General features: G+C 73.8%; 20 protein-coding genes. 8 read left to right on the top strand and 12 right to left on the bottom strand.

Annotated elements, in window-relative coordinates; all coding sequences use genetic code 11:
* The first annotated feature begins 74 nt into the window (after window positions 1-74).
* Window positions 75-368: a hypothetical protein gene (locus ID574_RS50535; RefSeq protein WP_188196233.1), complete on the top strand. Its 294-nt coding sequence runs from the start codon at window positions 75-77 to the stop codon at window positions 366-368.
* Window positions 369-661: 293 nt separating this feature from the next.
* Here the strand turns inward: ID574_RS50535 and ID574_RS60995 are convergent, their stop codons facing one another.
* The 3 genes from ID574_RS60995 to ID574_RS50545 form a co-directional block, all read right to left on the bottom strand.
* A complete protein-coding gene (locus ID574_RS60995) occupies window positions 662-811 on the bottom strand; it encodes a hypothetical protein (RefSeq protein ID WP_223167910.1) in 150 nt (49 codons plus the stop codon).
* A 5-nt stretch (window positions 812-816) separates the two neighbouring features.
* Window positions 817-978 (bottom strand): hypothetical protein, encoded by a 162-nt coding sequence (locus ID574_RS61000; RefSeq protein ID WP_223167911.1) that lies wholly within the window; start codon window positions 976-978, stop codon window positions 817-819.
* 456 nt (window positions 979-1,434) lie between these two features.
* Complete coding sequence (locus ID574_RS50545; RefSeq protein WP_188196234.1) at window positions 1,435-1,839, bottom strand: YybH family protein; 405 nt, start codon at window positions 1,837-1,839, stop codon at window positions 1,435-1,437.
* A 174-nt stretch (window positions 1,840-2,013) separates the two neighbouring features.
* Between ID574_RS50545 and ID574_RS50550 the strand changes: the two genes are divergently transcribed.
* Entirely contained in the window at window positions 2,014-5,109 is a 3,096-nt protein-coding gene (locus tag ID574_RS50550; RefSeq protein WP_188196235.1) for a DUF7825 domain-containing protein, read from the top strand.
* Window positions 5,110-5,119: 10 nt separating this feature from the next.
* On the opposite strand, the gene ID574_RS50555 is transcribed toward ID574_RS50550, so the two are convergent.
* Together ID574_RS50555 and ID574_RS50560 are read right to left on the bottom strand one after the other, a co-directional pair.
* Entirely contained in the window at window positions 5,120-5,779 is a 660-nt protein-coding gene (locus tag ID574_RS50555) for a response regulator (protein WP_188196236.1), read from the bottom strand.
* The gene (locus tag ID574_RS50560) at window positions 5,776-7,029 is read right to left on the bottom strand and encodes a sensor histidine kinase (RefSeq protein WP_188196237.1); all 1,254 of its coding nucleotides are present in this window, start codon (window positions 7,027-7,029) and stop codon (window positions 5,776-5,778) included. The genes ID574_RS50555 and ID574_RS50560 overlap by 4 nt, the downstream gene beginning before the upstream one ends.
* 302 nt (window positions 7,030-7,331) lie before the next feature.
* Between ID574_RS50560 and ID574_RS50565 the strand changes: the two genes are divergently transcribed.
* Window positions 7,332-8,438 (top strand): serine hydrolase domain-containing protein, encoded by a 1,107-nt coding sequence (locus ID574_RS50565; RefSeq protein WP_188196238.1) that lies wholly within the window; start codon window positions 7,332-7,334, stop codon window positions 8,436-8,438.
* 558 nt (window positions 8,439-8,996) lie between these two features.
* On the opposite strand, the gene ID574_RS50570 is transcribed toward ID574_RS50565, so the two are convergent.
* On the bottom strand, window positions 8,997-9,890 hold the full coding sequence (locus tag ID574_RS50570) for a LysR family transcriptional regulator (RefSeq protein WP_223167912.1): 894 nt from the start codon (window positions 9,888-9,890) through the stop codon (window positions 8,997-8,999).
* A 130-nt stretch (window positions 9,891-10,020) separates the two neighbouring features.
* On the opposite strand from ID574_RS50570, the gene ID574_RS50575 reads away from it, so the two are divergent.
* The 3 genes from ID574_RS50575 (at window position 10,021) to ID574_RS50585 (ending at window position 12,456) form a co-directional block, all read left to right on the top strand.
* Window positions 10,021-10,452, top strand: a complete 432-nt coding sequence (locus ID574_RS50575) for a VOC family protein (RefSeq protein ID WP_223167913.1) — start codon at window positions 10,021-10,023, stop codon at window positions 10,450-10,452.
* A 159-nt stretch (window positions 10,453-10,611) separates the two neighbouring features.
* Window positions 10,612-10,956 carry an MFS transporter gene (locus tag ID574_RS50580; RefSeq protein ID WP_223167921.1) on the top strand — a complete coding sequence of 115 codons (345 nt, stop codon included), beginning with the start codon at window positions 10,612-10,614 and terminating at the stop codon, window positions 10,954-10,956.
* A 42-nt stretch (window positions 10,957-10,998) separates the two neighbouring features.
* Complete coding sequence (locus ID574_RS50585; protein ID WP_188196239.1) at window positions 10,999-12,456, top strand: serine hydrolase domain-containing protein; 1,458 nt, start codon at window positions 10,999-11,001, stop codon at window positions 12,454-12,456.
* A 63-nt stretch (window positions 12,457-12,519) separates the two neighbouring features.
* Here ID574_RS50585 and ID574_RS50590 read toward each other — a convergent pair whose 3' ends face one another.
* Complete coding sequence (locus ID574_RS50590) at window positions 12,520-13,536, bottom strand: helix-turn-helix transcriptional regulator (protein ID WP_188196240.1); 1,017 nt, start codon at window positions 13,534-13,536, stop codon at window positions 12,520-12,522.
* A 62-nt stretch (window positions 13,537-13,598) separates the two neighbouring features.
* Between ID574_RS50590 and ID574_RS50595 the strand changes: the two genes are divergently transcribed.
* Complete coding sequence (locus ID574_RS50595; protein WP_188196241.1) at window positions 13,599-14,735, top strand: epoxide hydrolase family protein; 1,137 nt, start codon at window positions 13,599-13,601, stop codon at window positions 14,733-14,735.
* Between the two features lie 319 nt (window positions 14,736-15,054).
* Here ID574_RS50595 and ID574_RS50600 read toward each other — a convergent pair whose 3' ends face one another.
* Entirely contained in the window at window positions 15,055-15,924 is an 870-nt protein-coding gene (locus tag ID574_RS50600; protein WP_188196242.1) for an alpha/beta fold hydrolase, read from the bottom strand.
* Window positions 15,925-16,025: 101 nt separating this feature from the next.
* Here ID574_RS50600 and ID574_RS50605 point away from each other — a divergent pair, with 101 nt between their 5' ends.
* Window positions 16,026-18,131 carry an AfsR/SARP family transcriptional regulator gene (locus ID574_RS50605; RefSeq protein WP_223167914.1) on the top strand — a complete coding sequence of 702 codons (2,106 nt, stop codon included), beginning with the start codon at window positions 16,026-16,028 and terminating at the stop codon, window positions 18,129-18,131.
* Between the two features lie 5 nt (window positions 18,132-18,136).
* Here ID574_RS50605 and rpmF read toward each other — a convergent pair whose 3' ends face one another.
* From rpmF to rpmG, 4 genes are read right to left on the bottom strand one after another with little or no spacing between them, the layout of a single operon-like run.
* Window positions 18,137-18,304: a 50S ribosomal protein L32 gene (rpmF, locus tag ID574_RS50610; RefSeq protein ID WP_188196275.1), complete on the bottom strand. Its 168-nt coding sequence runs from the start codon at window positions 18,302-18,304 to the stop codon at window positions 18,137-18,139.
* A 2-nt stretch (window positions 18,305-18,306) separates the two neighbouring features.
* A complete protein-coding gene (gene rpsN / locus ID574_RS50615) occupies window positions 18,307-18,606 on the bottom strand; it encodes a 30S ribosomal protein S14 (protein WP_188196243.1) in 300 nt (99 codons plus the stop codon).
* Window positions 18,606-18,842: a 50S ribosomal protein L28 gene (gene rpmB, locus ID574_RS50620; protein WP_188196244.1), complete on the bottom strand. Its 237-nt coding sequence runs from the start codon at window positions 18,840-18,842 to the stop codon at window positions 18,606-18,608. Before rpmB ends, rpsN begins: the two co-directional genes overlap by 1 nt.
* A 9-nt stretch (window positions 18,843-18,851) precedes the next feature.
* A complete protein-coding gene (rpmG, locus tag ID574_RS50625) occupies window positions 18,852-19,016 on the bottom strand; it encodes a 50S ribosomal protein L33 (RefSeq protein ID WP_188196245.1) in 165 nt (54 codons plus the stop codon).
* Between the last annotated feature and the right edge of the window lie 14 nt (window positions 19,017-19,030).

Here is a 19,030-nt window from a genome sequence, read left to right on the forward strand (position 1 = left end):
TGCCCGTAGGCGCGAAGGGTGTCCAGCATGCGGTAGCGCATGCCGGTCGCGGACGGCTGGGCGGTCACGATGGAGTGGTCGACCAGGGCGGCGATAAGGTCGACGATGTCGTCGACGGCGAGGCCGTCGCCGGAGCAGACCTCCTCGGCGGTGGCAAGGTCGACGCCGCCGGGGAAGATCGAAAGGCGTCTCCAGAGCCGTTGCTCGGCAGGCGAGCACAGGCGATGGCTCCACTCGATGGTGGCGCTCAGACGGTGGTACGGCAGCGCCGCGCAGGCCGGCGGGTTGTGGCCGAGAAAGGGAGCGTCGTCATCCAGCTGGCGCTGGAGTTGCTCGATGGAGCAGGCGTGCAGCCGGGCCGCGGCTAGCTCGATGGCCAGCGGAATGCCGTCGAGCCGCCGGCAGATGCGGGCGAGCACGGGAGCGGTGGTGGCATCGACTGTCAAGCCGGGCTGAGAGCCTGCGGCCCGGTCGATCAGCAGCCGTACCGCGTCACTGCGGGCGATCTCGCGTTGTGGCGCATGCTGGTCAGCCAGCGGCAGCGGTCCGATGGCCAGCAGTTGCTCGCCGGTGACGCCCAGGCGGTGGCGGCTGGTGGCCAGGATGCGCAGGCGTGGAGCGGTGCGCAGCAGCTCCTCGGTCAGCTGCGCGCATCCCTGCGTCAGGTGCTCGTAGCCGTCCAGGACCAGCAGCGGGCGTGCTCGCGTACCCACTGCTCGAACGTGCGCGGCCGGCGGCCGGTGAGTTCCCGCACCGCCGGCGAGACCGTGTACGCCTGCGGCGGCGGGTGGCCCTGCCAGGAAGCCAGCAACTCGATCAGCTCCTTCGGCGTAACCCGCCTCCGCCGGCGACGAGCACCGCGGCCACCGCCGCGCCCACGTCGGCCTCGTGGATCACGGCCATCGGGACGTCGCCGAACGGCTCCGGCACCCGCCCCTCGGCGCGGAGGGCCGGCGCCCAGCCCAGCGTGTTGCTCATGAAAGTCGACCGGCTCGATCCGCGTCCACTCGACGTCGCCGTGCTCGAAGGCCTCCTCCACCGGGCCGGGCGCCCCGTTCGACATCAGGGTCACCCGCCGCGCCCCGGCCTCGGCCGCCATCGCGGCCAGTTCGGGGCCGGTGGGCAGCGTGGCGTGGTCGTCGCCGCCCACGGTCAGCAGGTGTGCGCCGACCACGCCGCGCAGCGCGGCCCGTACGCGGCCGGGGTCGGTCAGGTCTCCTGCTCGGGGCAGGCCGGCCCGGGGCGGGGTCGCGGGTCAGGGCCCGCACCGGCCGGCCAAGAGGCAGCAACTCACGTACGACCTGGCGGCCGGCCTTGCAGGTCGCTCCGGTTCACCAGGAACGTCATGGCCCCCACACGCTGGGGCGGGCCGCGGCCCGGCGCCTCGCTCCCATGGTCCGCGACCGTTGCCGGGCCTTCGCCCTAGGACCCGGGTCAGGCGGTGCCGTGGGGGTTGTCGATGACATAACGCCACCGGCCGTCGGCGCCGCGCCGGACGACGTCGGTGGCGGTGCCGCTGAGGTCGACGGCGCTGCCGTCGCGGGCGGTGCCGCGCATCGACCAGTCCACGATGAGCAGCGCGATGTCGCCGGCGACGTAGACGTGGCGGGGACTGGCCTGGATGGGAAGCCCGAAGCTCTGCAGGTGACGGTTGGCGGCGAGCCGATCGGGGCCGGTGACGGGGCAACCGGGGACCGGCACCAGCACGGCGTCGTCCTCGTAGGCGTGGTCGAGGGCCTGGGAGTCGCCGGAGGTCATGGCGGCGACGAAGCGTGAGGCGGGGCTGTCGGGGTCGCCGGCGAGGATCACGTGCGGTTGCGGGGTGTCATGAGTGTTCATGACAAAATGATCATATCACATTCAGGGCCGCAGCCGGGGGCGCGGGGCGTCGCCGGACAGTCACGCGGCCTTCGCCGGATGGGTCACAGGGTCGTCGCCGGACGGTCCGCGGGATTGTCGTGGACGCCCGCTAACGTCCTGATCATGGTGAGCCGAACCGCAGGGAGCGCCCGCGTGAGCGCATGGGACGACCTGCTCACACACGTCCGGGCCGGCGACGTGGCCGGCACGACCCGCCTGGTCGCGGAACTGGACGCGGCCGGTCGCAGGACGATCGCGGCCGAGCTGCCGCGCTACCTGGCCGCCCACGGGCCCGACCGGGTCGGCTGGTGGGAATGGGACCGGCGGCTGTCGCCCCTGCTGGTGGCGGGCGCCGGCTGCCTGAGCGGCGCCGCGGCCGTCACCGCGTGGCTGCTGCGCCGCGAGTTCCGGCGCCGCGGGGGATATGGCGACGTGCCCCACCTGCTCCGGTTGCTGCGCCTGCGGCCCGCCGCCTGGCAGGCCGACCTGGCGTTGCGCCTGGCCGCGCGGCTGCGCCACACCGACCGGTGGCCGTGGGCGGTGACCGCGGCGCTCGTGCGCGAGAACGGCGTCGAGCCGCCGGGCGGAGATCCGTTCATGACGGGCTGGCTGCGGCAGCTCGTCCCCGGCACGGCCGCCGGTGACCCGCTGCTGGCCGCGTACGGGCCGCGCCTGTTCGAGATCGACGCGCTGGCCCTGATGGACGTCAGGCGCGTGGTGGAGAGCGTCGTCCGGCTGGTCGCCGACGGGCTGCTCGAACGCGCGGGCGTGATCGACGGGCTCATCGGGCGGCTGCTGCGCGACGGGCCCGCCGCGCCCGCCCCGCTGGCGGTCCTGCACGACCGGCTCGACCTCGATCTGGACGAGGCGGCCGGGCATGCCCGCGACTACGCCAGGCTGCTGCCTGCCGGTCCCGTCGCGGTGGCCGACATGGCGCTGGCGCAGCTGCGGCGGCTGGAGGAGGCCGGGCGGCTGGAGGAGGAGCTGTTCGCCGAGGCGCTGGAGGCGCTGGCGTTCCGCCCGGAGAAGAAGCTGCTGCGCGCCGTCCTGTCCTGGGCCGCCGACGCCGTGCTCCGCGCCCCGCACCCCATCCCCGCCCTCGTCCCGGCGCGCCCCGACGAACTCCCCGAACCGACCGCCGCCCTGGCGGGACGTGACGAAGACCCCGAAGCGACCACCGCCCCGACCGGGCGTGAGGGAGCTCCCGGCCAGGCCGGCATCCCCGCCCTCGACCCGACCAGCCCCGGGCCGGTCGCCGGGGCCGGCCCGGCGGGACGTGACGGAGAGCCGGGACGGGTCGCCGGGAGCGGCTCGGCCCGAGGTGGCGGAGACCCAGGACTTGCCGCTGGGAGCGATCCGGCCGGGCATGGCGGAGCGCTTGCGCCGACCGCAGGGGGCGGCACGGAGGGCCATGGCACAGGTTCCGGCCGGGCCGACATCCCGGCGCTCGACCCGACCAGTCCCGGGCAGATCGCCGGGATCGGCCCGACGAGCCGTGACAGGGAGCCCGGACGGGCTGCCGGGAGCGGAGACCCAGGACGGCAGCCAGCCGCCATCCCGGCCCTCGACCCGACAGGTCCCGGGCAGATCGCCGGGGGTGGAGCGGCGGGGCGTGGCGGGGGGCCGGGGCGGGTGGACACGGTGTTGCGGGCGATGGCGATGATCTTCCGGCAGGACACGCTGGCGTTGCAGGAGCGGGCCGCAGCGCTGGCGGTCACGCTGGCCCCGCAGGCCGGTGCCGACGGGCGGGAGGCGGTCCGGGACTCGGCGGCCGTCCTGCCCGACGAGCTGCGTGAGAAGATCGCCGCCGCGTACGGGGGCGCCATCGATGAGGAGGCGGCGACCGTCACGCCGCTGGCCGAGGCCGGGGACGGCCGGCGGATGCCGCCGCACTTCGCTTCGCCGGGCGAGCTCGCACACGCGCTCGCCACCTTCGTCTGGCCGCCGGACGTGTACGACTTCGAACGCCTCCTCGCCGACCTGGCCGACTGGTCGCACCGCGACCCCGAGGCGCTGCGCGCCGCGTTACACCCGTGGTGGCACCCGTTCGACCCACGCGCGTTCGGCCGCTACGGGCACATGACCTTCGACACCGTGGTCGAAGCACTGCGCCGCGCCTTCCTGGCGTTCGCCTCCCCGCAGGACAGCAGGGCCCTGTCCCGGACATCGCCGCACCACCACGACGCTTGGACGGCGACCGCGGGCACGATCGATCGGCTCTACCTGCGCCGCGCCCAAGAGTTCACGGCGCGCTTCGAGGACGGCGGCGCCTACCCCGTCGTGCTGGCCACCCCCACGGCGGGCACCGGCCACCTCGAGCCCGGCGTGCTGCTCGACCGCCTCGAACGCCTGGAGGCGGCCGGCGTCGCGGCGCTGCCCGCCGACCTGACGCAGGCCCTGCTCCGGCTGCCGCGTGAGATCCCCGCCGCCGACGCCGCCCGCGCCGGCCGCCTCACCTCCGACGCGGGCCGGGCCTGCGCCGCCTGGATGGCCGCCGGCCGGCCCGCCGACCCGCGGGTGACGGTCCGCCTCGGCAAGGAGTACCGGCACGGCTGCTCGTGGCCGGTGCTGCAGGCCACCGTCACCCTGCCCGACGCGCCCGACGCGCCCGACGCGATCGGCGCCATCGGGGAGCTGCTGGAGCCGCGGTGGGGCCACCTGTCCACGCCGTCGTGGTGGCCGGCCGCCATGCCGTCACACCGTGACGTCGTGGCCGCCCACCTGGCCGACCGCCTGTTCTCCACGATGGAGACCGGCGGCGGCGAGGCCCGTGTGCTGGCGAGCCTGGCCCATGGCGACGGCCCGACCGGCCCCGGCATGGCCTACGCGCTGGCCTGCGGCATGGGCCACCCCCATGCGGCCGACCGGGCGGCCGCCGCCGAGGCCCTGCTGACCCTCGCCACCCGCGGCGAGGTGCCCGTGGCCGAGCTGGGGGAGGCCGTCGTGTGCCTGGCCGAGGCCGGCTTCCTCAAGCTCAACCGGATGGTTGCGGTCCTCGACGACGCCACGCAGGCGGGCGCGCACGAGGCGGTATGGGCGTTGATCGTACGGGTGCTGCCCGGGTTGCTGCCCAAGGCCGGCGAGCGGCCGCGCGCCGGGCTGGCCGACCTGCTGGCCGCCGGCGCCAGAGCGGCCAGGATCGCCGGGGCCCGCGCCGACCTGCCGGAAGTGGCCGAGATCGCGGCCCGCAAGGGATCCAGCAGGCTCGTGCAGGAGGCACGACGGCTGCGGCAGCTCGTGGCCCGGTGAACGGCGGAGGTCAGTCAGGGCGGGCAGAGGGACGGACGAGGCCGGTCTCGTAGGCCAGGATGGCGAGCTGGGTCCGGTCCCGCAGCCCCAGCTTGTTGATCATGTTGGTGATGTGCGTCTTGACGGTGTGCGGGCTGATGTACAGGCGGCGGGCGATGTCGGTGTTGGAGTGGCCGGCGGCGACCAGGCGGATGACCTCGTGTTCGCGCGGGGTCAGGCCGGGCAGGCTGGTCCGCGCCGGGGGCGGCTGGTGGGCGAACTGCTCGATCACGCGGCGGGTGACGCCGGGGGAGAGCAGCGCGTCGCCGGCCGCGACCGTTCTGACCGCCTCGCGCAGCTCGTCGGCCCCCACGTCCTTGGTGAGGAAGCCGCCCGCGCCGATGCGCAGGGCACGGAAGACGTGCTCGTCGGTGTCGAACGTGGTCACGATGATCACGCGGGTGGCGGGATGGTCGGCCAGGATGCGTTCGGTGGCGGTCAGGCCGTCGAGACCGGGCATGTGGATGTCCATCAGCACGACGTCCGGGCGGACCTGGCGGGCGGCGCGCACGGCCTCGTCGCCGGTGGCGGCCTCGGCGGTGACCCTGATGTCACGGGCCCGGCCGAGCAGGCTGCGGAACCCTGCGCGGACGAGATCCTGATCGTCGGCGATCAGGACGGTGATGGTCATGGCGCGGACCGGGCCGCCGGACCGCCGGAGGCGGACGGTTGGGTGGATCGCGGCGGCGCATCCGCGTGCGGCTGTCCAGCGGCCGCCGACGGCCGATTGGCATGCTGCCTTCCAGCGGCCGCCGACGGCGGATCGGCATGCGGCCGTCCGGCGGCTCCCGATGGCCGATCGGCATGCGGCCGTCCGGCGGCTCCCGATGGCCGATCAGAGCGTTGCGCCGCCGGGCCGGTGAAGGGGATGACGGCCTCGACGGCGAAGCCCCGCCCGGCCGGGCCCGCCGTCAGGGCGCCGCCCAGGGAGGCGACGCGCTCGCGCATGCCCGCGATGCCATGGCCGGGACCATCGCCGCACGTCGCACGGCCGGTGAGCCGGTCGCCCCCGGTGGTGTGACGGCCGCTGTCGTCGCAGGCGTGGTCGCCGCCGGCAGAGCCGCCGACGGCGCGGTCCTCGTGCACATGGACGTGGCCGCCGGGGCGGTCGTCGCCTGCGGGGGCGCCGCTGTCCGTACAGCCGTGACCGGATTGGCCGTCGTCAGTGACGGTGAGGCGCATTTCGGCGGGCCGGTAGTGAAGGATCACCTCGGCGGAGCGGGCCTGGCCGTGTTTGACGGTGTTGGTCAGGGCCTCCTGCACCACGCGGTAGATCGTCCAGGACACCGGATCCGGCACGGCGGCAGGCGGGCGGCCGGTCCGGTGGAGCGTCACCCGCAGGCCGGAGGCGCGTACCTGATCGAGGAGCGCCGCCAGGCGGCCGTCGGGATCGCCGTCGTAGCGCAGGGCCCCGATCAGGGAGCGCAGTTCGGCCACGGCCTCGCCGCGCACCCGCTGAGCCGTACGCAGCGCCTGCCTGGCTTCGGCGGGAGCGTCGTCGAAGGCGTCCTCGGCGACCGTGAGCTGCACACCGAGAACGGCGAGAGTGTGGGCGATGACGTCGTGCACCTCCCGGGCCAGGGCCACCCGTTCGGCGGCGCGGCGGCGGGCGGAGCTCTCCTGCCGGAGGCGGGCATGGGCGCGGTAGGCGAGGGCGCCGGCCAGCAGGAGGCCCAGCCACAGCGCCTCCCCGGCCGGCAGGCGTGCCCCGAGAGCCGAGCCGGTGACGAGGCAGAGCACCCCGACGCCGACCGCCCAGGCGAGGCGCCCGCGCAGCGCCGCGCGGGCGTAGGCGGCGCTGGCCGGCCACACCCAGCCGGGCCCCATCCCGGCCGCACCGAGACCGATCAGGACGAACGCGCTCGCGACCAGCGCGGCCACGGGGCCGGCGGCGCCCGGCCAGGTGCAGGCCCGCCAGGCACACCGCGGCCGGGACGGTCCCGCCCCAGGACAGCGGGCCGCCGGTCAGGGCGGGGAAGGCGACGACGGCGAGCGCGGTGGCCAGAGCCGAACCCGCCTCGAGCGCCGCCGCCGGATGCCGTCGGATCACCTGAAGAACGGTAGCGAGCGGCCGCCGGACGGAGAATACGCGAAAGGATGAGATGCCACGCCGCCGGCGTAGCCGCGGAATGGTCCTGTGCTCCGATGCCGCCGGTCAGGGCGTGCGCCTAGCGTCGGCGGCCATGAGAATCCTCATCGTCCTGGCTCTGGTGGCCGGCCTGAGCGCCGCCCCGGAGCCTTCAGCAAGCGCGCCGCTGGAGGCGATCACGCGTGAGGGCGCGCCCGCGGCCGTCATGGCGGTACGGGAAGACGGCCGGGTGGAGCGGGCCGCGGCCGGCGTCGCCGACCGGCGCACCGGCCGCCCGGCGAAGGCATCGGATCGATACCGGGTGGCGAGCATCACCAAGACGTTCACGGCCGTGGTGGTGCTGCAGCTGGTCGCCGAGCGCCGGGTGGCGCTGGAGGACCCGATCGGCCGGTGGCTGCCCGGCGTGCCGAACGGCGGGGCGATCACGGTACGCGACCTGCTCCGGCACACCAGCGGCCTGCCGGACTTCTACGCCGCCCTGGGGCTGCGGACCTCGCAGGACTGGCAGCGCCACCGCCTGGACCGGCTGCCGGACGAGCGCAGGCTGGCGCTGGCGTTCGCCCAGCCCGGTGGGCCGCCCGGCGCCGGGCGGGCGACGTACTCGAACACCAATTACGTGGTCCTCGGCAAGCTGATCGAGCGGGTCACCGGGGAGACGTACGAGCAGCAGGTGGCTCGCCGCCTGATCCGGCCTCTGGGCCTGTCCGGCACCTCCTACGGCGACGGCCGGGCCCGCGTCCGCGGCCCGCATCTGCGCGGCTACATGCCCGGCGACCTGCCGGGCAGACCCGACGCCGACTACGACCGGCTCGTGGACTTCACCGAGCAGACGATCAACCAGAGCGGAGCGGCCGGCTCGATGGTGTCCACAGTGTCCGATCTGACCGCGTTGTACCGAGCGTTGTTCACCGGCCGGCTGCTTCCGGCGACGTTGATGCGGGAGATGACGGCGTCGGTCCCGGCCGCCGACATGCCGATGCCGTGGGTGAAGGGGATCGGCCTGGGGGTGCACCGTTACGACCTCGGCTGCGGCCCGGTGTACGGGCATGTCGGCGGCGTGCGCGGATACACGGGGATGGTCGTCAGCACGCCGGACGGGCGGCGGCAGGCGGCCATCGCGGTCACCCTGAACCCCAACCCGGCCACGGTCGTCCCGGCCGCGATCACCGCGCTGACCGCCGCCGTCTGCGGCGACCGGTGAACCCTCGCCCGTCACGGCCGGGGCGGGCGAGCGGTCCGGATCCACAGGCCGGTCAGGTGGCACTTCGGGTCTTGCCGGAGCGGACGGCACGTCCAGGCATCCGTTTGATCCGGTTGACGCCGTGCCGAGCCCGCATTTCACATGATCGTCTCTCCTGCGCCTCTTGTGTGATCGCTGTGGAGGTCACTGGGAGATCGTTCTTGGTGGCGGGACCCCATGAAATGAAACAAAAGGGGCGGCATGGAGGCGATCACGGCCGAGCATCGCGGCGGTGGCCGCATCCGTTACCGCAGGTCGCGATCGGCGATGTCACAGACAATAGGGCGTTATCTGTAGCGGGCGTCATATCCTTCTGCGGCACATCGTCCAAAGGCTCAGGTCGAGAATCACGGCGTCGTCGGGCGGCGCGGCGCCCGCGATCGCGCCCAACTCGTCGTCATCGCCTACCAAGCCGGCCTACGCAGCCCCACCTGGCATTGTGACGAGACCGCACCATGGCGTAGCGGTAGTCGACGCGCCAACGGCACGGGACGCCTGGATCGCCGCGGCGGCCCGTGGTTACAGCGCTGCGGTGCCGAGGTCGCGGACCACCCGGGCCAGAGCGCAGATCGGCTCGGTCTCGGCATCGCTCCGCCATACCAGGCCCCATTTCAGGCAGGGCGCGTCGCGCAGAGGCAGGTAGAGGACTCCTGGGCGGGCGTAGTAGCGGGCGGCGTGCGCGCCTAGGTGGTGAACGGCCTCGCCGGAGCCGACGATGGTGAGGATATCGTCCATCTCCCGCACGGCCGGGCCCCGCTCGATGGGGCGGCCGCTGGGGGTCTCGAAGGGGACGAAGGCGTCTTCCCAGTAGTCGGGCAGGGCCGTGGAGGGTCGCAGGACGCCGAAATCACCCAGGGCTTCGAGCGAGACGGACCCTCGGTCGGCCAGCTCGTGGCCGGGCGCCGCGAGCAGCACCCTGGGCTCGGTGAAGACGGCCGGCCCGACGGTGAGGTCGGGCTCCTCCACCGGGAGCCAGGAGACCAGGACGTCCACCTCGCCGTCGCGTAGTGGGGCGAACGGGTCGATGAACGGGTTGTGCCGGATGCGCAGCCCCCAGCTCGGGTGGCGGGCGCGGAACTCTTCCCAGTAGGGGCGCAGGTCGTAGGCGTTGCCTGGCAGCATGCCGACGCGCAGCACCTCGGTCTTGCCCTGGGCGGCCAGCCGGGCCCGCTCCATGCTCTCGCGCAGGCCCCGGTGGACGAGGCGCAGGTCGCCGTACAGCCGCTCGCCGATCGAGGTGAGCCGGACGCTGCGGCTGGTGCGCTCGAACAGCTTGGCGCCGACCTCGCGCTCCTGCTTCCTGATGGCCTGGCTGATGCGGGCGGGGCTCACGTGCAGGCGTTCGGCGGTCCTGGTGAAGTGCAGCTCTTCCGCGAGCGTCAAGAAGATCTCGATGTCACGTAACTCCACCACGTCCCCCGATCGTGAACCCCAGTGTTAATCGACGTTGCGGAGGCGGCCGTTGTTCCTGGCCTGCTCCGCCCGGCATGCTCGACTCGTCGCGGCCGACCGCGGCGAACGGGCACAGACCAGGAAGTGTGGCATGTATCGACCGACACCCTTGAGCGAGAGGCGGGGCGGCGCCGGCGGCATGAACGTCACGGAATCGGCGCTGTGGTTCACCGTGGAGGATCTGGCCGCCTCCGTCCGGTTCTTCACCTCGCACCTGCGCTTCCGCGAGGCGGTCGTCGGCGACGGGTTCACCTGCCTGACACGCGACGACGCGGCCGTCGACATCGTCCTGCAGCAGCGCGACGCCGGACGTCCGCCCCGGCCGTCTGCCGGACGCCCCGGCGTCATCGTCTCCTTCACGGTGACCGGCATCGTCGCTGAGCACGAACGGCTGCGTCGCGAGGACGCCCCGATCACCACGCCGCTGCGCGAAGCGCCGTGGGGGGAGTGGCAACTGCGGCTGACCGACCCCAACGGCATCGTCGTGCAACTCGTCGAATGGGTCCCGCCTGCCGGGTTCTGACCCCCACTCCGCCTTTCCCGCGCGCCCACACGTCCGGTGGAGTACAGCGTGCGCATGAGGCGAACAACGTACGTACCTGAAGAAGGCTTTGCATGAACATCAGCAGTTCGCGTCGCCGGCTGATCCTGATCGTCCTGTGTCTCAGCACGCTGGTGCTGCCTGTCGGACCGCTTCGGCCGCCGTCGCGTCGTGGTCATCGGGCCGGCGCTGTTCGGCGCTGCCTGGCTCGCGGCCGCCCACGCCGCCGATCCCGTCCAGCTCGCCGCCGCCCGCGTGGCGATGGGTGTCGGCGGCGCCCTCATCATGCCCAGCGCGCTGTCCATCCTGATCACCGTGTTCGACGAGCGGGAGCACCGCAAGGCGCTGACCGCGTGGAGCGCCGTCGCCATGGTCGGCCTGGTCGGCGGTCCAGTCCTGCGCGGCGGCAAGGAGGCCGGGGCGCCGGGTCCGGCGGGCCCCACCGGCGCGACGACGCGCGAGCTCGCGACGCCCACCCACTCCTGACCTGACCCTTACCCCTATCGACACCGTACTGAGGAGAGATTCATGACCACGGAACTGAGCTGGAACGCCGAGGGCTCCTGGACCGCGCAGGGCGACTGGGGCCTGCGCGACTCGGCCGGCCGCCGCTTCGAGCGCGAGCACTGGCAGGCCCGGCTCGACGAGCTGCGCGCCGCGCACCACGTCCCGGGCGCCGCGCTGGCCGTGCTGACCGACGGCCGGGTGCACGAGCTGACCAGCGGCGTGCTGCACCGCGGCACCGGTGTGGAGGTGACGACGGACTCGGTGTTCCTGTCCGGCTCGATCGCCAAGGTCTACACCGCCACGCTCGTCATGCGGCTGATCGACGAGGGCCGGCTGGGCCTGGACACGCGGGTGGCCGACGTGCTGCCCGAGTTCGCCACCCCGGACCCCCGGTCAACCGCCGAGATCACCGTCCGGCACCTGCTGTCCCACACCGGCGGCGTCACCAACGACTTCAACCACGACAGCGGTCGCGGCGACGACTGTCTCGCCTTGTATGTCCAGGCCGCCAGGGACGTGCCGCTGGACTGCCCGCCCGGCACCGCGATCTCCTACGGCGGGCTCGGCTACGTGGTGCTCGGCCGGCTCATCGAGGTGCTCACCGGCCGGACCTGGGACCAGGCGCTCAAGGACCTGCTGTTCACCCCGCTCGGCCTGGAGCGTTCGATGACGCTGCCGGAGGAGGCGCTGCGCTTCCGGACGGCGATGAGCCACCTGGGGGAGCCCGGCGCCGACCCCGACCCGGCGCCGGTCTGGGACCTGATGCCGCGCTCGGCCGGCCCGGCCGGCCGCGTCATCGTCTCCGCCGGCGACATGGCCCGCTTCGCCAAGCTGCACCTCGACGGTGGCCTCGCCCCCGACGGCACCCGCGTGCTGTCGGCGGAGGCGGTCGCCGCGATGCAGCGCCGCGAGGTCGACGTGCCCGACAAGTGGACGGTCTCCGCCGACGGCTGGGGCCTCGGCTGGACCCTCTACGACTGGGCCGGCATCCCCGGCTACGGCCACGACGGCGCCGCCATCGGCCAGTACGCCTACCTGCGGGTCGTCCCGCACGCCGGGCTCGTCCTCGTCCTGATGACCAACGGCGGCAGTGCCCGCCTGCTCTACGCCGACCTGTTCCGCGAGTTGCTCGCCGAGCTGGCCGGGGTCACCATGCCCGCCCCGTTCGGGCCGCCGGCGCAGCCGCCCGCCGTCGACCTCGCCCCGCTGCTCGGCACCTACCGGCGCGAAGGCGTGGTCATCACGGTCAGCAGGGGCGTGGACGGCGGCGCGCACATGCGGTACGAGTTCATCGATGGCATGAAGGACATGTCCCCGCCCTTGGACATGGACCTCACCCCAGTGACCCCGACCGTGTTCGCCGCCTCCGGCGCGGGCCCCTCCTTCAGCGAGGACTACATGCCCGTCGTCTTCTCCACCCTGTCCGACGGGACCGCCTGCGTATACGTCGGCATGCGCGCCACCCCCAAGATCACCTGATGTCGGCGCGGAGGCGTACGACCTGGTCGGGGAAGCCGCACGGCGACTGAGATGAGGGGCATCTCAGTCGCCCGCCGCCGGCTCGCCGGCGGTCTTCTCGGACGCCGCGCCGTCCGTCGGCGGCCCCGCCGCCCGGGCCGCTCGGCCGGCCAGCTCGCGCAGGTACGCCACCAGCTCCGGCGGCTCGTGCACCTCGAACTCGCAGCCGAGCGACAGCAGCCGCCACGCCGTCCACTCCAGGGTGTCGGTGTGGCCGTTCAGCCGGCAGCTGCCCGCGTCGATGGGCTGCAGGTCGCCGGGAGAGTCGCCGACCCGCCCGGCCACCCGCTCGATCGGCGCGTGCAGGGTCGCCACCGTCCGGTAGACCGGAGCCAGTTCCAGCAGCTTGCCGGTCACATACGCGGCCGCGTCCGCCGCGGGCAGCTGCCGCGGCGCGGTACGCACGGCGATGCACGTCAGTTCCCCGATCCGGTCCACCCGGAAGATCCGCCAGTCGTCCCGGTCGTTGTCGTAGCCGACCAGGTACCAGCGCCGCCCCGCCGAGACCAGCCGGTACGGCTCCACCCGGCGCTCGCCGGTCACCCCGTCGTGCCGGCGGTACGACAAGCGCAGCCGCTCCCGGTTGGCGATGGCCGAGGCCAGCGTGGCCAGCCGCTCCGGGTCGACTGCGGGCTGCTCCCAGGTCAGCAGCGGCTCGGTGGCCGCGCCGAGCGCGCCGACCCGGTGCCGCAGCTTGGCGGGCAGCACCTGCTCCAGCTTGGCCAGCGCCCGTACCGACGCCTCCTCGATGCCGGCCACCGCGTGCCCGGCCGCGGTGCGCAGCCCCACCGCGATCGCCACCGCCTCCTCCTCATCCAGCAGCAGCGGCGGCATCGCCTTGCCGGCGGCCAGCCGGTACCCGCCGACCGCGCCCATCGTGGCGTTCACCGGGTAGCCCAGTTCGCGGAGCCGGTCCACGTCTCGGCGGATGGTGCGCAGGCTCACGCCCAGCCGCGCGGCCAGCTCGCTGCCCGGCCACTCGCGGGGGGTCTGCAGCAACGACAGCAGGCTCAGCAGCCGGCCTGAGGTATCTGAAGACATGAATCAAGAATGCCAGCCATATGTGCCAGAACCTGACCTACATGAATCCTAGGGTGATTCACATGACGCCATTCCGGATCGACATCCCGCAAGCCGACCTCGACGACCTGCGCGACAGGCTGACCCGTACCCGCTGGCCCCGGCAACTGCCCGGCGACGACTGGAGCCGCGGGGTGCCGGTGGACTACCTGCGGGACCTGGTCGACCACTGGGCGGGCGGATACGACTGGCGCGTCCACGAGGCGCGGCTGAACCAGTTCCCCCAGTTCATCACCGGCATCGACGGGCTGGACGTGCACTTCCTGCATGTACGCTCCCCGGAGCCGGACGCGCTGCCGCTGATCCTCACGCACGGCTGGCCCAACTCGTTCGTAGAGTTCGCCGATCTGATCGGCCCGCTGACCGATCCTCGCGCGCACGGGGCCGACCCGGCGCACGCCTTCCACGTCGTGGTGCCGTCGGTGCCGGGCTTCGGCTTCTCCCAGGCCCCGCCGCGAACCGGGTTCACGGTCGAGCGGGTGGCCCGGATGTGGGCCGAGCTGATGGCCCGCCTCGGCTACGACCGGTACGGCACCCAGGGCGGCGACCTGGGCGCCTACATCGCGCCGGCGGTGGCCGCGGCGGACCCGGAGCACGTCGTCGGCGTGCACATCGACGGCGGGTTCGGCTTCCCGACCGAGGCCGACGTGCCGGACATGAACGACGCCGAGCGGGCCGAATGGCAGATGATGCAACAGTGGATGAGCGGCGGCGTGGACCATCACGCGCTGCTGCGGGCCGCGCCGCAGACCTTCGCCTACGCCTGGAACGACTCCCCGGTCGGGCTGCTGGCCTGGCTGATCCAGAAGTTCAAGGAGTTCAGCATCACGGTGGACACTCCTGAGCAGGCCATCGACCGGGACCTGATGCTGACCAACGCCTCGCTGTACTGGTTCACCGGCACGTCAGGGTCGTCCTCGTGGCCGATGTACGAGCGCGTGACCCTGGCCGAGGACGGCGCTTTCGCCTGGCCGAAGGGGCAGAACCGGGTGCCGTCCGGCGTGTATGGGGGCGGCTCCGCTCTGATGCGCCGCCTCGCCGAGCGGGACAACAAGATCGTTCACTGGCCGGAGGGGAATCCCGGCGGCCACTTCGTGGCGATGGAGGTGCCGCAGGACCACGCGGCCGACATCCGGGCGTTCTTCGGCGCGTTGCGGTGACGAACCTGACGTGGGCACAGGTGTGCGCCCGGCACCTGGAGCGGCACGCGCTCCACGGCGCTAGCGACCAAGAGAGCTGACCGTCCGCAGCCGCGCCCAGGTCGGCACCCAGTGGCGTACGGCACCGGGTGCCGGCCCGGTCCCCCGCCTGACCGACCTGCCCGCTGGTCGTCTGGGCGGGGCTGAGAGGAACGCCGTCCTGTTCGGCACCCCGCTGCCTGCCGTCCACGACCTGACCGGCCTGACACCGCGCACCTTCCGCGACTGGGCGGCCGAGGACCTCGACGCCTTCAGGTGAGCAGCCCCTAATGAGAGGTGGTCAGCGGGCGAGCAGGGCGCGCAGGGCCTTGGCGATGTCGGCCGGGGCCTCCTCGGCCATGAAGTGGCCGCAGGTGACGGTCTCGTGCCGCAGGTCGGGCGCCCAGGCCCGCCACAACGCCGCCGCGTCGTACCCGAGTGCGGCGCCCCAGTCCTGCTGCAGCACGGTCACCGGCATCCGCAGAAGGTTGCCGGCCTCCCGGTCCGCCAGGTCGTGCTCGACGTCGATGCCGGCGGAGGCGCGGTAGTCGGCGACGATCGAGGGGATCGCCTGCCGGCACGCCTCCAGGTAGGCGGCGCGGACGTCGTCCGGGATCGCCTGCGGGTCGCCGGTCCACAGGTCGAGGAAATGGCCGAAGAACGCGTCCGCGCTGGCGGCGATCATGCGCTCGGGCAGGCCGGGCGGCTGCGCCATCAGGTACAGGTGGAAGCCGACGGCCGCGCCCGCGCCCCGCAGCACGTCCCACATGTCCACGGTCGGCAGCACGTCCAGGCAGGCCAGATGGGAGATCGCCGCCGGGTGGTCGAGCCCGGCGCGGAAGGCGACCAGGGCGCCGCGGTCGTGCCCGGCCAGCGCGAACCGCTCGAACCCGAGCTCACGGGCCAGCCTCACCACGTCGGCGGCCATGGTGCGCTTGGCATAGGTGCCGGGGCCGGCCTCGGCGGGCTTGTCGCTGGCGCCGTACCCGCGCAGGTCGGGGCAGACCACGGTGTGGTCGGCGGCCAGGTCGGCGGCGACGTGCCGCCACATCAGGTGGGTCTGAGGAAAACCGTGCAGCAGGACGATCGGGCTGCCCGAGCCCGCGACGGCCACGTTGAGCGACACACCGTCGGCGACGGGGACGCGCCGGTAGTCGAACCCGGTGATCATGATTTCCGCTCCTCTTGCGATGACTGATCCGGTCGGCTCCAGCGTGCCGGGCGCGAATGAGCATCCGATCAGCGCGCTACCGTGGCTGGCGGGGGAGGGTGATGTCGGCGGTGCGGGTCGGGTTCGGGGTGCTGGGGCCGGTGACGGCCTGGGACGGGGCCGGGGGCGTGATCGACGTGAAGGGTCCGCGGCATCGGGCGGTGCTGGCCCGGCTGATCGTCGCCAGACGCCGGGTCGTGCCCGTCTCCCACCTGGTCGCCGACCTGTGGGAGGACGACCCGCCGGAGGGTGCGGTGGGCGCGGTGCGTACGTTCGTCGCGGCGCTGCGCCGCGCGCTGGAGCCCGACCGGCCACCCCGGACCGCGCCACGGTTGCTGGTCACCGAAGGGCCCGGGTACGCGTTGCGCCCCGCCCCCGACGCGGTGGACGCCTGGCGCTTCGAGCAGGCGGTCACCGCGGCGCTTCCACCCGAGGAGGTCGCCGAGCGGCTGGAGGAGGCACTGGGCTGGTGGCGCGGGCCCGCGTACGCCGACTTCGCCGACCAGGCGTGGGCGCGGGCGGAGCGGTCCCGGCTGGCCGAGCTGCGGCTGCGCGCCGTCGAACGGCAGGCCGAGGCGCGGCTGGCGACGGGGCTGGCGGCCGAGGCGGTGCCGGATCTGGACGCGCACGTGGCCGAGCACCCGTGGCGGGAGGACGCGTGGCGGCTGCTGGCCCTGGCGCTGTACCGTACCGGCCGCCAGGGCGACGCCCTCGCGGTGCTGCGCCGGGCGCGCGCCCTGCTGGTGGAGCATCTGGGCGTGGACCCGGGGCCGCGCCTGCGCGCTCTGGAGGCCGACATCCTGCGCCACGCGCCCCATCTGGACCCGGCGCCGGACACGGCGGGGTCGGTGTGGGCGCAGGCGGCGGCCGCCTACGACCGCAGCGTGCCGTCGGGCGCCCGGGCGCGGCTGGAGTCCACGATGAGCCTGATGCGCGACCTGGCCGTCACCGGCGGAGCCGGGCTGGTGGCGGCGCGCCGGCACCGCGTGGCGGCGATCGCGGCGGCGGAGGAGCTGGGCGATGTGGAGCTGACCGCGCGGGTGATCGGCTCGTACGACGTGCCGGCGATCTGGACCCGTTCGGACGACCCGGCGCAGGCGGCCCAGGTCGTCGCGGCGGCCGGAGGTGCCCTGGCCGCCTTCCCGCCCACCGCCCCTGAGGCGACGCGAGCCCGCCTGCTGGCCACGATCGCCCTGGAATCACGGAGCGGAGTCCCCGTGGTAGGCGGTGGTGCGGCGGAACGGCGTACAGGTGTCCTGGGGTCCCGTGGTGACACCGGACGATCAGAGGGCGCGCCGGCCGGTGTCACCGATCGCGGCACGCGTGGGGCCGAGGCGGCCCGGCAGGCGGAGGAGATCGCTCGGCGGCTGGACGATCCGGCGCTGCTGGCGTTCGCGCTCAACGGCGTGTTCATGCAGAGCTTCCACCGTACGGGCCTGGCCGGCCGCCGCGACGAGATCGGCGCCGAGCTGGTGGCGCTGTCGGCCCGGCACGGAATGGACACCTACGAGGTCCTCGGCCACCTCATCCGGCTGCAGGCCCGCTGCGCCCTCGGCGACTTCGCCGGCGCCGACCGGCACGCGGCCGCCGCGGAAGGGCTGGCGGAGCGGCATGAGCGGCCGCTGGTGGGGGTGTTCACCGGCTGGTACCGGGCACTGCGGCTGGACGCGGCCGGCCACGCGACTCCGGACGAGGCCGAAACCGCTTACCGCGACGCCGCCGCCCGCCTGGACGGCGCCGGCATGCCGGGACTGGAGCGCGGGCTGCTGCCGCTGGCCGTGCTGTGCATGCGGGTGCGGCGCGGCCTGCCCGTGGACGCCTCGTGGCTCGACGACCGCCGGCGCCGGCCTCCCCACCGGACGACGGGCGAGACGGACTGGGGACCGTACGAGCCGTGGGTCCGCCCCCTCCTGCTGGCGGCGGGCGGCCACCCCGAGGAGGCGGCCGCGGCGCTGCGCGAGGTCCCTGACCCGCCGGGTGACCTGCTGATGGAGGCGATGTGGTGCCTGGTGGCCAGGGCCGCCGTGGCCATCGGCGACCGTGAGGCGATGCGGCGCGCCCGCGACGCCCTCGCCCCCGCGGCCGGGGAGCTGGCGGGAGCGGGCAGCGGCCTGCTCTCCCTGGGCCCGGTCTCGGACCACCTCGCCGCCCTCCAGGATCCCGGCTGAGGACGTCAGCGGATGGCGATCAGGCCTCTCTGGTAGGCGCGGAAGAGCGGCCGCGGCACCAGCAGTTCGCGCCCGTTCACGGTGATCGGCACCAGGTCGGGGACGGCTGCCTTCCACTGGCTGCGGCGGTGGCGGGTGTTGCTGCGGGAGGTCTTGCGCTTGGGTACGGCCACGATCACCAGCTCGCCTTCGTCACACCGGGCAGCTCGCCCCGGTGTGCCATCTCGCGGAAGCGCACCCTCGACAGCCCGAACTTGCTCAGGTGCCCGCGGGGGCGGCCGTCGATGGAGTCGCGGTTGCGGACGCGGGTGGCGCTGGCGTCGCGCGGCTGGCGGTTAAGCTCGCGTACGGCCTGCTCCCGCTCCTGCGGCGTGCCGGTGCGGATGATCTCCTTCAGCTCGGCCCGCCGCGCCGCGTGACGCTCCACGACGGCCTTGCGGCGCTCATTGGCCACGATCTTGCTCTTCTTGGCCATCAGATCTTCTCTCCTCGCGCCCGGATGCGGGCGACGGCCTGCTCGATGCCGATCTTGTCGACGGTCTTGATCGCCCGGGCGCTGAGCGTCAGCCGGACGAAGCGCCCCTCGCTGGGCAGCCAGTAGCGGCGGCTCTGGATGTTGGGGTTCCACCGCCGGCGGGTGCGCCGGTGGGAGTGGGAGACGTTGTTGCCGAAGACCGGCTTGACGCCGGTGAGCTGGCAGTGGGCGGACATCGGTTCCTCTCATCGTTCCTCGCGGAACGGCACGTGCCGCCGCGCGATCGGGTCGTACTTGCGCAGCGTCAGCCGGTCGGGGTCGTTGCGCCGGTTCTTCGTGGTGACGTACGTGTAGCCGGTCCCCGCGGTCGAGCGGAGCTTGATCACCGGGCGTAGGTCGTTTCTCGCCAATGCGGTTCCTTCCG

The organism is Nonomuraea sp. SYSU D8015 (assembly GCF_008065375.1).
Classification (GTDB): Bacteria; Actinomycetota; Actinomycetes; order Streptosporangiales; family Streptosporangiaceae; genus Nonomuraea.